General features: G+C 54.6%; 8 protein-coding genes. All 8 read left to right on the forward strand.

Going from position 1 to position 15,620, the window contains the following annotated elements:
• The first annotated feature begins 1 nt into the window (after nt 1).
• The 8 genes from gatA (at nt 2) to J3P34_RS05455 (ending at nt 15,607) form a co-directional block, all read left to right on the forward strand.
• Nucleotides 2-1,438 (forward strand): Asp-tRNA(Asn)/Glu-tRNA(Gln) amidotransferase subunit GatA, encoded by a 1,437-nt coding sequence (gene gatA / locus J3P34_RS05420; RefSeq protein ID WP_210486823.1) that lies wholly within the window; start codon nt 2-4, stop codon nt 1,436-1,438.
• A complete protein-coding gene (locus J3P34_RS05425; RefSeq protein WP_210486825.1) occupies nt 1,438-3,012 on the forward strand; it encodes a lytic transglycosylase domain-containing protein in 1,575 nt (524 codons plus the stop codon). Before gatA ends, J3P34_RS05425 begins: the two co-directional genes overlap by 1 nt.
• 217 nt (nt 3,013-3,229) lie before the next feature.
• The gene (locus J3P34_RS05430; protein WP_210486827.1) at nt 3,230-5,500 is read left to right on the forward strand and encodes an NADP-dependent malic enzyme; all 2,271 of its coding nucleotides are present in this window, start codon (nt 3,230-3,232) and stop codon (nt 5,498-5,500) included.
• 160 nt (nt 5,501-5,660) lie between these two features.
• Nucleotides 5,661-6,251, forward strand: a complete 591-nt coding sequence (gene ruvA / locus J3P34_RS05435; RefSeq protein ID WP_210466754.1) for a Holliday junction branch migration protein RuvA — start codon at nt 5,661-5,663, stop codon at nt 6,249-6,251.
• A 114-nt stretch (nt 6,252-6,365) separates the two neighbouring features.
• Nucleotides 6,366-13,418 (forward strand): T9SS outer membrane translocon Sov/SprA, encoded by a 7,053-nt coding sequence (sov, locus tag J3P34_RS05440; RefSeq protein WP_246853543.1) that lies wholly within the window; start codon nt 6,366-6,368, stop codon nt 13,416-13,418.
• A 107-nt stretch (nt 13,419-13,525) separates the two neighbouring features.
• A complete protein-coding gene (gene gcvH, locus J3P34_RS05445) occupies nt 13,526-13,906 on the forward strand; it encodes a glycine cleavage system protein GcvH (protein WP_210486829.1) in 381 nt (126 codons plus the stop codon).
• Between the two features lie 13 nt (nt 13,907-13,919).
• Nucleotides 13,920-14,294 carry a VanZ family protein gene (locus tag J3P34_RS22085; protein ID WP_210486831.1) on the forward strand — a complete coding sequence of 125 codons (375 nt, stop codon included), beginning with the start codon at nt 13,920-13,922 and terminating at the stop codon, nt 14,292-14,294.
• A gap of 35 nt (nt 14,295-14,329) precedes the next feature.
• Nucleotides 14,330-15,607 carry a M28 family metallopeptidase gene (locus J3P34_RS05455; protein WP_210486833.1) on the forward strand — a complete coding sequence of 426 codons (1,278 nt, stop codon included), beginning with the start codon at nt 14,330-14,332 and terminating at the stop codon, nt 15,605-15,607.
• The last annotated feature ends 13 nt before the right edge of the window (nt 15,608-15,620 follow it).

Consider the following 15,620-nt stretch of genomic DNA (forward strand, 5'->3'; position numbering starts at 1 on the left):
CATGCGTTATACATCCCTTGACGCTATCCGCGAGGAGATAGGCAGAGGTACACTCTCTTGCCGTCAACTAGTAGAGCGTTACCTACAGAACATCAACACCAAGCGTCATCTGAACGCATTTCTGGAGGTGTTTGAAGAGGAAGCCCTTCGGCGCGCCGAAGAAGTGGATGCCAAATTGCAAGCCGGCACCGCCGGCAAACTGGCCGGAATGGTGATTGGCATCAAAGACGTGCTGGCCTACGAAGGGCACGCGCTACAGGCCTCCAGCCAAATCCTGAACGGTTTCAAATCCCTTTACACCGCCACCGCCGTGCAGCGCCTGCTGGCCGAGGATGCTATCATTATTGGCCGCCAGAACTGCGACGAGTTCGCGATGGGCGGTTCCAACGAAAACTCCTCTTTTGGTCCTGCCCTCAACGAAGTAGACAACTCCCGGGTGCCGGGTGGTTCCTCCGGAGGGTCTGCCGTGGCCGTACAAGCCGATCTTTGTTTAGCTTCCATCGGGTCTGATACCGGGGGATCGGTGCGCCAGCCGGCAGCCTATTGCGGCGTGGTGGGCATGAAACCGACCTATTCGCGCATCTCCCGCTACGGCCTCATCGCGTACGCTTCTTCTTTTGACCAGATTGGCGTGATCACGCAGAGCGTGGAAGACGCTGCGCTTCTCCTGGAAGTAATGGCCGGCCCGGATGAGTTCGATGCCACCGTAAGCCAGCGCCCTGTTCCTGCCTATAGCCAAAACCTGACCTTTGACCGTCCGGCCCGCATCGGGTTCATCCGCGATTCCTTTGAGAGCCCGGGCCTGAACCCCGAGGTAAAGGCCGCTGTGCAAGGCGTGCTGAATGGCTTACAGGCTGACGGTCATACGGTTGAGCCGGTGGAATTCCATTTTTTAGACTATATTGTGCCAACCTATTATATCCTCACCACCGCCGAGGCCAGTTCAAACCTGGGCCGGTACGATGGGGTGAAGTACGGTTTCCGGAGCCAAAACGCCACGGATCTGGCCTCTATGTACAAAAAGACCCGTTCCGAAGGCTTCGGGAAGGAAGTACAGCGCCGCATCATCCTGGGCACCTTCGTGCTCTCCGCTGATTATTACGACGCTTACTACACCAAGGCGCAACAGGTACGCCGCCTGATCAAAGAGAAAACCGATGAGCTCCTGAGCCAATACGATTTTCTGATTTTACCAACCACCCCTACCACCGCTTTCAAGATAGGGGAAAATACCAAGGACCCGCTGGCCATGTACCTGGAGGATATCTATACGGTACAGGCAAACCTGGCAGGCATTCCGGCTATTTCGTTACCAATTGGCACAGACGCCGCAGGGCTGCCAATTGGGGTACAGCTGATGACCAAAGCTTTTGGAGAAGAACAGTTACTGGCCTTCTCTAAACAACTGATGAACCATCAACCACAAGTAACCGCCTAATGCGCAAAACTACCCTTCTTACAGGCCTTATACTTACACTAGGCCTGGGCGCTGCCGTGCAGGCCCAGGAAATACCGACACTGGATGCTCCAGCGGTGCAAGTAAAAGACACTACCAAGGTACTTTCTGATTCCGTAGAGTTCATTCCGGTGGAAACCGATGAACTCATCCAGGACCGCCTCAGCTGTCTGGAACAGGAAATTCCCCTGGAGTTCAACAAGCAGGTAAGAGGGTTGATTGACTACTTCACCATCCGGAACCGCAAATACACGCGCCGCGTGCTGGAGCGGAAACCTATGTACTTCCCTATGTTTGAGAAGTACCTGGCCAAGCACAACATGCCCGATGAGTTGAAATACCTGGCGGTGGTAGAATCGGCGTTGCTGCCCAAGGCAGTATCATCAGCGAAAGCCGTTGGTCTGTGGCAGTTCATGGACTTCACCGGCCGCGACTTCCGGTTGGTGCAGAACCATTACCTGGACGAGCGCATGGACCCGGAGAAATCTACCGAGGCCGCCTGTAAATTCCTGAAGCAGCTGTACCGCATGTTCGGGAGTTGGGAGATGGCCTTGGCGGCGTATAACTGCGGTCCGGGTAACGTGAGAAAAGCGATCACCCGCTCCGGCGGAAAGACTACGTTTTGGGGCATTTATCCGTATCTGCCCAAAGAAACGCGCGCATATGTTCCGTCTTTCACCGCTCTGGTGTACGCCTTGAACCACGCCGAGGACCACAACCTGCACCCAGCCAACCTACAGACACCTATTGCGGTGGATACGTTGCTCATCAGTCAGCCGCTGGACCTGAAACTCCTGGCCAAGCAGCTGAACCTGCCCGAAAACCAGATTGTGGACCTGAACCCGGCATTGAAGCTGAAGCACATCCCGGAGAACGTGTCTAATTTCCCGCTGCGTATTCCGGCGGATGTTCGTCCTTTCCTGGCGGAGAATCGTCTGGCTATCCTGGACTCGGCCCGTTACCGTGCGCCGTACAAGGCCCCGGCCAAGATCAAACTGCCAGCCTTAACCGAGGAACCCACCACCATTCTGGCCAAAGCGGATCCTGTTTCCACAGACAGCGCCACTAAGACCTTCTACACCGTACGCCGCAACGACAATCTGTCTAAGATTGCCAAGGAGCAGAACGTAACGGTAGAGCAACTCAAAGCCTGGAACAAGATCTCGGGTAATGGGTTGATGGCGAACCAGAAACTGGTGATGTACAAACCAGAAAGCAAAGCCGCGCAGGACGTGAAGGAAGCTCCGGCCGCGGAGAATACGCTGCTGGCCTCGGCAGAGGACATGCCGGTTTCCACGGGTAAGAACGCGGGCCCTAACGCCAACGACGTGCCCAAGGAGAACGCCGCCATCGTGATGGTGTCCTCCAAGCAGCAGGCCTCGGCTAAGAAGAAAGCAACCGTGGAGAAACCGCAGACTGTACACCACGTGCAGCCCGGTGATACCCTCTGGAATATTTCCAGACGGTACAACAACGTGAGCGTGGAGAAACTGAGAAAAGCAAACAAACTGAAAGGCGACGAGTTAAAACCCGGCATGAAGCTGATTGTAGGCTGATTCCGTTAGATTCAGATAATTAGCATCTCTGGCTCAGGCTTGGGATGCTTTTTGTTTTTTGAGTGATTTTGCAAAAACAGGCCCAAAACGGAAACGGCATAATCGCGGCTGCGCTTTGGTGAATTAGAAAAATCTTAACAATTTGTAATGAATACCCGCACAACAAACGTTGGTTCTGCGGCAAGTACCCATAGCATACAACACTACCAAGAAGGACATGATTAAAATCAACAAGGAAGACGCGCTGAATTATCACAGCCAGGGGCAACCCGGCAAGATAGAGGTGGTGCCTACCAAAATGGTAAGCACGCAGATGGACTTGGCCCTGGCTTACTCCCCGGGCGTAGCGGAGCCTTGTAAAGCCATTGCCGCCAACCAGGAAGATGTGTACAAATATACCGCCAAGGGAAACCTGGTGGGCGTGATCTCCAACGGAACCGCCGTGCTGGGTCTGGGCAACATCGGCCCGGATGCCTCCAAGCCCGTGATGGAAGGAAAAGGCGTACTCTTCAAGAAATTTGCCGGTATTGACGTCTTTGACATAGAGATAAACGAAACCGACCCTGAGAAATTCATCCAGATCGTGAAGTCTCTGGAGCCAACCTTCGGGGGTATCAACCTGGAGGACATCAAGGCGCCGGAGAGCTTCAAGATAGAGAATGCGCTGCGCGAGCAGATGAACATTCCGCTCATGCACGATGACCAGCACGGTACGGCCATCATTTCCAGCGCCGCCCTTTTGAACGGGTTGGAGATTGTGGGCAAAGACATTGACAAGATCAAGATGGTCATCAACGGTGCCGGGGCTGCCGCCATTGCCTGCGCCAAGCTGTACCTGGAACTAGGCGTGAAGATTGACAACATCGTCATGTTTGACAAGGACGGCATCATCAACCCGCACCGCAACGACCTGGACATCTACCGCGCCCAGTTTGTGACCACCCGCAACATCAGCACCCTTGCCGAGGCCATGGAAGGCGCCGATGTGTTTGTGGGCCTGAGCGCCGGCAACGTTTTAGCGCCCGAATTGGTGAAACTGATGGCAAAAGACCCCATCATCTTCGCGCTGGCCAACCCTGACCCGGAGATTGCCTACGAGACCGCCATGGCCACCCGAGATGACCTGATTATGGCCACCGGCCGCTCAGACCATCCTAACCAGGTGAACAACGTGCTGGGCTTCCCTTACATCTTCCGGGGGGCTTTGGACGTGCGCGCCACCGAGATCAACGAGGCCATGAAACTGGCTGCCGTGTATGCCTTGGCAGAGCTAGCCAAAGAGGGCGTGCCGGACATCGTGCACAAAGCCTACGGCGACAACACCATCGCTTTCGGTCGCACGTACCTCATCCCAAAACCGTTGGATCCGCGTTTGATTACCACTGTGAGTCCGGCCGTGGCCAAAGCCGCTATGGAATCCGGGGTGGCGCGTTATCCTATCACCAACTGGGAGCGCTATCACCAGGAACTGCAGGCCCGCATAGGTATTGACCAGAAACTGATGAACCGCGTGCTCACGCAGGCCCGCCAGAACCCTAAAACCGTAGTCTTCGCCGAAGCAGACAATTACAAGATCCTGAAGGCGGCCCAAACGGTTCTGGAGCAGAAACTGGCGTACCCTGTATTGCTGGGCGAGCGCGTGCACATCCAGGAGATGATTGAGGAGTTCAACATGGAGCTGGACGGCGCCGTGATCATTGACCCACGCGAGGAAGACGCCAAATGCGAGAAATTCGCGCACCTACTCTACGAGAAGCGCAAGCGCAAAGGCCTTACCCTCTTTGATTGCCGCAAACTGGTGCGCGACCGCAACTACTTTGGGTGTATGATGGTGGAGACCGGCGAGGCCGATGCCCTGATCTCTGGTCTTACCCGCGAGTACTCCTCTACCATTAAACCGGCCTTGCACGTGATTGGCGTGGAAGAAGGCGTGAACAAGGTGGCGGGCATGTACATCATCCAGAACAAAAAGGAGCCTTACTTCTTCGCAGATACCACCGTGAACCTCCAGCCTTCTGCTGAGGAACTGGTGGACATCATCGGGCTGACGGCGCGTTATGTGCGGTTCTTTGACCGCGAGCCTAGAATGGCGGTGCTTTCGTACTCCAACTTCGGGTCCAGCGCCGGGCAGGTGCCTACCAAAACCCGCGAGGCTACCCGCCTGGCCAAACTGCGCTATCCAGACCTGATCATTGACGGCGAGATGCAAGCCAACACCGCTCTGAACAAGGACCTGCTGCGCGAGCACTATCCGTTTAGCGAACTGGCCAACGAAGGCGCCAACACGCTTATTTTCCCAGGTTTGGCCGCTGGTAACATCGCCTACAAACTTTTGCAGGAAATCGGCGGTGCCGAAGCCATTGGCCCTATCCTGATGGGAATGCGCAAACCAGTGCATATCTTGCAGTTAGGGTCATCTGTGCGGGAGATCATCAACATGGTGGCCATTGCCGTGGTAGATGCCCAAACGTGCAAGGCAAAACTCTAAATAGTACCACTACGTAGGGGTTCTATCGCCGTCTATGTTGTGGTTTATACCAATTATCAATTTACTAACTTCTGTTTTCAGGCTGTTTTCGTGAAAAAGGCCCGAAAACAGAAGTTGTTATTATTAATCATCTGTTTTAACTTCATACAACGCTGGTCAAATGATCGCATATTTAGATGGCCGTCTGGCACAGAAAGACCCCACCTTCGTCATTATTGATGTAGGAGGCGTGGGGTACGAACTCCGTATTTCCCTGAACACGTACGGGCAACTGCCCGAGGGAGAACGCTGCCGACTCTACACGCACCAGCATATAAAGGAAGACGCCCATACGCTGTATGGCTTTGCCACCCCCGCAGAGAAAAGCGCCTTTCTGCATTTGATTTCTATTTCAGGCGTGGGGCCTAATACGGGCCTTATGATTCTCTCCTCGCTAACCGTGCAGGAAGTGCAGCAGGCTATTGTGCGCGAAGACGTCCGCACCATTCAGCAGGTGAAAGGGATAGGCGCCAAAACCGCCCAACGCATTATTCTGGAATTGCGCGATAAATTCAGGAAAGGTCTGGGCCCGGATGCGGTAAATGTCTCATTTGGGGCGCACAATACGTCAAGGGAGGAGGCGTTATCAGCATTAGTAACCTTAGGCTTCGCGAAGAACATAGCCGAGAAAACCCTTGATGCCATTATTAAGCGGGAGGGCGCAAACCTGACCGTGGAAGAAATGATCAAGTTCGCTTTGAAGTCGTCATAAGAAACTTCCCCATTATTTGTGTTTTATACAAAGAAGCCTCACATTCTTGCAGCCGCGGTAGGGTTGGTGTCGTTGATGGCTTGGCTTACCCAAGCCGAGCCAAGCAGAGTATCTATGGCAGGTGCAGGTGCAGCGCTCATGGCGTTGTCAGATGTAGAAGAAGAACTCCAAGACACAACCAAAAACCAGGGATATATCCCGTCACGGCGCCCTAAACTTATTTTTGAGGACCGCCGCGGAGACCCGTTCTCCAACCGCACCACTTTGTCGCCGCTGATTCTGCCGCTACCTAAAAACGTAGAGTTACAGGTGTTGCCAGATGACAGCCTGAAACGCTATGAGATTACGGAGCAGATTGGCGGTTATGACTACCGCAATCCCAGCACCATGACCTTTGAGGAGTACTCGCGCTATCAGCAGCAGAAAGCCATCAAAGATTACTGGCGCACCAAGTCTGCTAGTCTGGACGAGCAGAACCCCGCCGCGCCCAGCCGCCGCCTGGTGCCTACGCTTAACCTGGGCGGCCGCACCTTTGACCGTCTGTTTGGAGGCAATACCGTAGACATCCGGCCCAACGGTCTGGCTACGCTTAAATTTGGGGCGCTTTTCAACAAGAACGAGAACCCGGCCATCCCTTTGCGTCAGCAGCGCATTGGTGACTTTGAGTTTGACCAGAGCATCGCCCTGAACATTGACGGCCGCATTGGCGAGAAAATGCGCATCACGGCCAACTGGGACACCAAAGCCAACTTTGACTTCGAGAACAACCTCAAGCTGGAATACACCGGCTACCCAGAGGAGATCATTCAGAAAATTGAGGCAGGAAACGTAAGTCTGCCGCTCAACAACTCCCTTATCTCCGGCGGGCAGAACCTCTTCGGTCTGAAAGCCCAACTACAGTTAGGTAAACTATCCGTCACGGCCATTGCCGCAAACCAGCGGGGTAGCATAGATGCGGTAGATATCCAAAACGGAGCCCAAAACAGACGCTTTGAGTTGCGTGCCGATGACTATGACCGCGACCGCCACTTCTTCCTGGCCCAGTTCTTCCGGAACCGCTATGACCAGGCCCTGCGCAGTCTGCCGTTGGTGAACTCCGGCATTGTGATCCGCCGCCTGGAGGTCTATATTACCAATGACAACCGCGCCACTCAGAACCTACGCAACGTAGTTGCCCTCATGGATTTGGGCGAGCCGCAGCCGTTTCAGAGCCGTTTTAGCACGGGCCAACCCGCCGGTGCCGGGGCCGGGAACAACCAGAACAACCTTTACGCCAGCCTTACCAACCGCAACAACACCCAGGTAGACAATTTCCTGGAAGGCTTCGGACTGCGCAAGACCACCGATTTTGAGCACGTGCGCGCCCGCCGCCTAGACCAGACGGAATACAAATTCAACCCGCAGCTGGGGTACATCTCCCTGAACGCCGCCCTGTTGCCCGAGCAGGTGCTTGGTGTTGCGTTTGAGTACACGCTCAACGGCCGTACCTACAAAGTGGGGGAACTGCAGGAAGACTACCAGAACGTACCAGAAGACCAGGTGATTTTCCTGAAGTTGCTACGCGGCACCAACCCAGGCCTCAACACCCCTACCTGGGACCTGATGATGAAAAACGTGTATGCCCTCAACGCCAATCAGATTGAGCGGAATAACTTCCAACTGAACATCGTTTATAAAGACGATGCCACCGGCGGGGACCTGACCAGCTTACAGGATGAATCGCGCCTCAAGGGTATTCCGTTGATCCAGGTGTTCAACCTGGATAACGTGAACACGAACAATGACCCGCCGCGCGATGGTAACTTCGACTTTTTGTCCGGCATCACCATTGACCCCGAGAGCGGCCGTATTTTCTTCCCGCAGGTAGAGCCATTCGGGTCTTATCTCCGCTCCCGCTTCACGCCGGGCCAGGAAGACCAGTACATTAACAAATACGTTTTCCAGGAACTCTACGACTCCATCCAGACCGATGCGCAGCAGTTCGCCCAGAAAAATAAGTTCTTCATTCAGGGCCGTTACCAGGCCTCCAGCACCGATGAGATCACTCTACCCGGCATCCGGATTGCCGAAGGCTCCGTGGCCGTTTACTCTGGTGGTACGCGCCTGGTAGAGGGCCAGGATTACCAGGTGTTCTATGATCTTGGCCGGGTGAAGATTCTCAACCCCAGCTATCTCAACAGCGCCAGTAACCTGCGGGTGACCTATGAGAAGGCTGACATTCTGAGTGTGCAACCCAGAACCTTATTAGGCGCCCGCTTTGACTACAAGGTGGACAACGACCTTATTTTAGGTGCTACCGTTCTGCACCAAGGCGAAAGGCCGTTTATCCAGCGCGTGAACATAGGCGATGAGCCCAGCAACAACACTATCTACGGGTTTGACGTCAATTACCGCCGTGAATCCCGCCTGCTCACCCGCCTCACCGATAAACTGCCTTTCCTGGAGACCAAGGAACCTTCTTCCGTTACCCTGGGGGCCGAGGTAGCGCAGTTGGTACCCCAGAAAACAGCTTTCAGAGGCGAAGACGGTGTTTCTTACATTGACGATTTTGAGAACGCCAAAACACCTTATTCCCTGGGCGGCTTCAACACCACCGCCTGGCGTTTATCGGCTACCCCTGCCCCGCTCATCAACGGGACTTCTGGCTTAGCCTATGCGTATAACCGGGCCAAGCTGGCATGGTATACCATTGACCAGATTTACTACACCTCCAATGGCCTGCGACCCAACAACATCACCCGCGAAGAGTTGGAGAACCACTACGTGCGCGGCGTGCAGCGGAGAGAGATCTTCCCTAACCGCGACCCGGAGACGAACAACACGTTTGAGTACACCTTTGACCTGGCTTACTACCCAAGAGAACGCGGGCAGTACAACTACAACCCTTTGGTGAGCAATGACGGCCGTTTCCTGCAAAATGATCCCCGCAACAACTGGGGTGGTATCAGCCGGGAGATCTCCTTTGACAACAACTTTGATAACGCCAACATTGAGTACCTGGAGTTCTGGATGCTGGATCCGTTCATCAAAGGAGATAAGGGTCGGAGAATCATCACCGGTCTGGATGATGCACAGAACAGCCTTGATGAGAACGGTAAACTGGTCTTCAACTTAGGTAACATCTCAGAAGACCTGCTCAAAGACCAACGCTACCAGTTTGAGAACGGTCTGCCTACGGACGGAAATCCACAGGCTACCGAGCCTACTGCCTGGGGCCGCGTGACCCGTAACCAGTTCCTCACCGATGCCTTTGACAACGAGCCCGGCTCCCGCCAGTTCCAGGACATTGGTCTGGATGGTTTGAACGACAGCGACGAACGCGCCTTCTTCCAGGGTATCTACGGCTCCATTGATGACCCGTCGGCTGATAACTTCCGCCACCACTTGGATGGCGCCTATGACGCCGCTAACACCGGGGTGCTGGGCCGCTACAAGAACTGGAACGGAATGGAAGGCAACTCACCGGTAAACAGCGAACTTTCTTCCAACGCCTTCCCAGACAAGGAAGACCTGAACAAAGACAACGTCATCAGTGACGTGGAGCAGTACTACGAGTACAACATTGACCTGAGACCCACCCGCCTGGCCGTAGGTAACAACTATATTGTAGACAAAGTAGACTCTACTGACGCCAACGGCAACCGGATCAGCTGGTACCAGTTCCGGATTCCGGTAAGGAAACCAACCGGCAACGTGAACAACATGCAGGGCTTCAAATCTATCCGGTTCATGCGGATGTACACCACGCAGTTTGCCCAGCCGGTGGTGCTGCGCTTTGCCCAGATGCAGTTTGTCTCCAATCAGTGGCGTACCTACAACTCTATTCTCTCCAACGGCGCGCCTTGCGTGGGTGACTGTGACTCTGATGCCTCAGCTTTTGAGGTGTCATCGGTGAGCATTGAGGAAAACGGTGAGGTAGACGCGGGTACCATTCCGTATGTGGTGCCGCCGGGCGTAGAGCGTCAGCGCGACTACTCCTCAGCCAACAACCGCCGCCAGAACGAGCAGTCTTTGCAGTTAACCGTAGAGAACCTGCGCGATTCTTTCAGCAAAGCGGTTTACAAGAACGTGACCCAGGACATGCTTATTTACAAGCGCCTGAAAATGTACGTGCATGCCCAATCACCAAGCGGTACCCAGGACAACGAAGTCAATGCCTTTATCAGAATTGGTACCGACTTTACCCAGAACTACTACGAGTTCTCCATCCCGCTGAAAATGACGCCGCAAGGCAGCCGTGATCCATACCAGATCTGGAACGAGCAGAACTTCATTGACGTGGCATTTGACGAGTTTGTGAAGCTGAAATCAAGACGTAACCAGGCCAGTTTCCCGCTGAACCAGGTGTTTGCTGAAACCCGGGAAGACGGCAAGGTATTCAGAGTAGTAGGAAACCCAGATTTCAGTGATGTCCAGAGTCTGATGATTGGTCTGGAGAACCCGGCCACGCCAGACAAAGCCGCCCACTCCCTTACCCTGTGGGTGAACGAACTGCGCGTGTCTGACTTTGACCGTACCGCCGGGTGGGCCGCTACCGCCCGTGCCAACGTGAAACTCGCCGATTTCGCCAACATCTCCGCCACTGGCTCCTATACCACCGTGGGCTTTGGCGGTATCCAGCAACGGGCGGCCCAGAGAGCGCGCGAAACCACGGGCCAGTTTGACATCACCGCCAACGTGGCCGCTGAGAAACTGCTGCCGTCTAAATTGGGACTGGTAGTACCGCTTTCTGTGCAGTACGGAACCACCATTGCAGAGCCCCGCTATGACCCGCTGGACCGCGACACCGAGCTAGACCTCTCCCTGCAGAAGTTTGAGGACAGCAACGAGCGGGAAAACTACCGGAAAGAGGTTGTGAGCCAGACCACCACCAAGAGCATTAACTTACTCAACGTCCGGAAAGAGAAGACCGATCCGGAGGCCAAAACACACCTCTATGACATAGAGAACCTGTCGTTCTCCTATGCCTACACAGAGGTGCTACACACGGATATCTCCACGGACCGGAACTTCACCAAGACCTACACCGGCGGCATTGCCTATAACTACAACAACACGCCTAAGAGCTACACGCCGTTTGCGAACATCAAGGCCTTCCAGTCGCCGTATCTGCGCTGGCTCAAGGAGTTCAACTTCTCATTGGCGCCTAGCAGAATCTCCATCAGGGGTGACCTGGACCGCCGGTACAATGAAACGTTTATGCAGGGCCGTACCTCGCCGTACAGCTTGCCAGACACGGCTGGTTTCCTGCCTACTTTCCAAAAATCGTTCTTCTTTAACCGGATCTACGACGTGAAGTGGGATATCACCAAGAGCCTTACCCTGGACTACACCGCCACGAACCGGGCGGTGGTAGACGAGCCAAACGGACGGATTAATGAAGAGATAGATACTTTGCGCTGGAAGAACGAGGAAATCTGGCACAACCTGAGACGCTTCGGGCGGAATACCAACTTCAACCAGGTAGTAGCCTTTACCTACCGCCTGCCGCTGGATAAATTCCCGCTCACAGACTGGATCTCGGGGGATGCGCGCTACCAGGCCGGCTTCACCTGGACCTCGGCCTCCACGGCCCTCAGCAGAAATGACACGTTGCAACTGGGGAACACCATTGAGAACAGCACCGAAACCAGCCTGAGTGGTAAACTGGACTTAGTGCGTCTGTACAACAAAGTGAAGTTCCTGAAAGCCGCCAACGAGGCCTCTGCCAAACCAAGCGTGCGTCAGCAACCGAACACGGTGAATGGCCAGACCGCCGCGGCAGACACCACCCAAGGGGGAGGCGGCATGAGAGTGGTGAACGGTATCCTGCGGGCCTTGATGTCGGCCAGGTCTGTTAACTTTACCTATGCGCGTACCCAGGGCACCCTGCTGCCGGGCTTCCTGCCTACGGCCCAGAACTTCGGGTTAGCCGATGGCTTTGGGGCGCCGGGTCTGGACTTTGTGCTGGGCAAGCAGTTTGAGCTGGATGAGCTCTATCAGCGGGCCAACCGCGAGGGCTGGTACACAGACAGCAGCCAATACCTGAACACGCCGCTCAGCTCGCTCAACTCCGTGAACCTCACCGCCCGGGCTACCATTGAACCGTTCAAGAACTTCCTTATTACGGTAGATGGAGTCATGAACAAGTCTGAGATTGATGAGGTGTACTACCGCCGCGATTCAGCTTTGGTGGTGCAGCGCCAGACGCCATTCACCACCGGGTCTTACCGCGTGTCCTTTATCTCTCTGCAGACCATGTTTGAGGGAGGTTCCGGCAACAGCTCAGCGGCCTTTGAGAACTTTATCCGGTACCGGGCCGAGGTGGCCAGCAGGCTCAATGCGGCTAAATCTGGGCCAGGCTTGTACGGGGTAAACTCGCAGGATGTGTTGATACCGGCGTTCCTGAACGCGTACCAGGGCAAGGACATCAATGGCTTCAAGGCGAAACCAACTGGTCCTTTCGATGCCATTCCGCTGCCTAACTGGAACGTGGTCTACAACGGGCTGTCCACGCTGCCGTTCTTCCAGCAGTACTTCAGTTCCTTCACCCTGAACCACGCCTACCAGTCTACGTACACGGTGGCCAACTTCAGCACGGCGCTGGACTACAGCTTCAAACCGGCCGGCTTCCCAGACAAAGCGAACGACAAAGGCGAAGTGATTCCGTACTACATCGTGAGCCAGGTGGCCATCACCGAGAGCATGAACCCGCTCATCGGGATCAACTTCCGGACCAAGGGTGCCTTGACCGGTCGTCTGGAATACAAGACCCAGCGGAACCTGTTATTGAACATGACCAACGCGCAGGTAACCGAGAACGGCATCAAAGACGTGGTGGTGGGCTTTGGCTATAGCGCCACCAACTTCAGATTGCCGTTCAAAATCGGGGGCAAGCGCACGCTGGAGAACGAATTGACCATGCGCCTGGATTTCACCATCAGAGACAATGAAACCATTCAGCGCACCATTGCCGTAGACGCCAACGGAGCCGAGTACCAGAACAACCTGACCACCGCCGGGGCCAAGCAGGTGCAGATACGGCCCACCATTGACTATGTGGTAAGCCAGCGCCTGAACCTGCAGTTCTACTACACGCAGAACATCAATGAACCCAAAGTGGCCAACGCTTTCCGCAACACCGTCACGGAGGGTGGTATCCAGCTCCGGTTCAGTTTATCTGACTAAGAGCAGGTTTAAGGCTCGTTTTCCAAAAACGGACCTTAAACCTCAGAGGGGCTTGCGGCAGGTGCCAAAAAGAATGTATTTTTGAATCAAACTTAACTTAATTACTTATGAACTTCCCTGAGGAGCTGAAATACACCAAAGACCACGAGTGGATCCGGATTGAAGGCGACGTAGCGTACGTAGGCATCACTGACTTCGCGCAGCGCGAACTGGGTGATATTGTGTATGTAGACATTGACACCTTAGACAAAGACGTAGCCAAAGAAGAAGTATTTGGTACCGTTGAAGCCGTTAAAACCGTTTCTGACTTGTTCAGCCCGCTTTCTGGCCAGGTTTTGGAAATCAACGATAAACTGGATGGCAGCCCTGAGCTGGTGAACTCTGATCCTTACGGCGATGGCTGGATGATCAAGATGTCTGTTGGTGACCAATCTGAGGTAGCCGAGCTTCTTTCTGCCGGAGCGTACCGCGAGCTGGTAGGCGCTTAATAAACTCATAACAGTGCGTTCTATCTATTATGCACTGGCGCTGGGGTGGGCAGTAGTCATTCTTGTATTGACCTTACTGCCCGCCCAGGCGTTACCTCCTGATCCCCACTGGGACATTATCTCCGTTGATTCCCTGGTGCACGCCATTCTATTCGGGGTGCAATTGCTTCTCCTCCTCTACGGGTTCCTCCGTGACCCTGCCGTGCTGCTCAGCAGACGTCTTGTTACCATTGCATTCTTCTCGGTTGTTTTCTTTGGCATCTTTGTAGAGGTCCTGCAAGGCTCTATGGGCCTGGGCCGCCAAGCCGATCCTTTTGATGCCCTTTGCAATACCATTGGCTGTTTCTTCGGGCTGGGGATCTGGGCTTTGGTTCCTCGCCGTTTATAGGCTATTTTCAGGAAATCAGACCTAAAATGCATTCTATGTTGCGGCACCGCTGGCTCTATCTTCCGTTTGCGCTTCTCTTATTTTGTTTCCAGGCCCAAGCCCAAGACATGGCGCGGGTTCGGCAGACCATCCAAGACCTTTCCTCCCCTAACCTGCACGGCCGGGGCTACGCCTTCAAAGGAGACAGCCTGGCCGCCGATTACCTGCAGAAACAGTTTACCGCCATAGGGCTGCGCTCTTTTCCAACTGGCTACCAACAACCGTTTACCCTTCCCGTCAATATTCTGGATAATCGTCTGCGCCTGGAGGTAGACGGCAAAACCCTGGTGCCCGGTGTTGATTTCATAGCGCACGGCGCCACAGGCAGCGGAGCCGGCGAAGGCAGAGTCTACGAGATAGATACCCTGGTGCTACAGGATGTGGACGTGGCCCAGCAGTTCCTGACCAACAACCTGCGCAACAAAGTGCTGGTGGTACAACAGCGGCATTTCCAGGGCTTGCTAGAGTTGCCCGAGCCGTTCCAACCCCAGCTCAAAAGTGTGGCCGCTATCATCGTGCGCCAACCCGGTCCAAAGCTCATGGGCACCGTACGCGGCGAACAACTGCCCTTCCCGGTGCTGGAAGTGCTGGAGAAAGCTTGGTCCCGGAAAGCCAAGAAAGTAACCTTCGCTGTGGATGCCCGCCTGGAACCGAATTACCGAAGCCAGAATGTGATTGGGTTTGTGCCGGGCAAAGTGAAGCCAGATTCTTTTGTGGTGGTGACGGCGCACTATGACCACCTGGGCCACCAGGGTAAGGACCTGTATTTCCCCGGTGCCCATGACAACGCCAGCGGCACCGCCATGCTTTTGGAACTGGCCCGCTACTACGCCCAGCCGCAAAATACCCCGGACTTTTCTATCGCTTTCATGGCTTTCGCCGGAGAAGAAGCCGGCCTGGTAGGCTCCCGCTTTTACACCGAGCACCCGCTCTTCCCGCTACCCCAGATAAAATTCCTGCTGAACCTGGATCTCATGAGTACCGGTGAGGATGGGCTGATGGTAGTCAACGGCAGCGTTTTCCCTAAACAATTCTCGCTTTTGCAGCGCCTGAACCAACAACTTGGTTACCTGACCCAGATCAAGAGCCGGGGCAAAGCCGCCAACTCAGACCACTACTTCTTCTCGGAGAAAGGCGTTCCCTCCTTCTTCTTCTACACGCTGGGCGGCACCACCACCGAGTACCATCACCCCAACGACAAACCCGAGACGCTCCCACTCACCAAGTTCAAAGAAGTCATGGCGCTGATACAGGACTTTGTCAGAGCGCTATAATCTTTTTCTTACA

It is taken from the genome of Rufibacter aurantiacus, from assembly GCF_017916345.1.
Lineage (GTDB): Bacteria > Bacteroidota > Bacteroidia > Cytophagales > Hymenobacteraceae > Nibribacter > Nibribacter roseolus.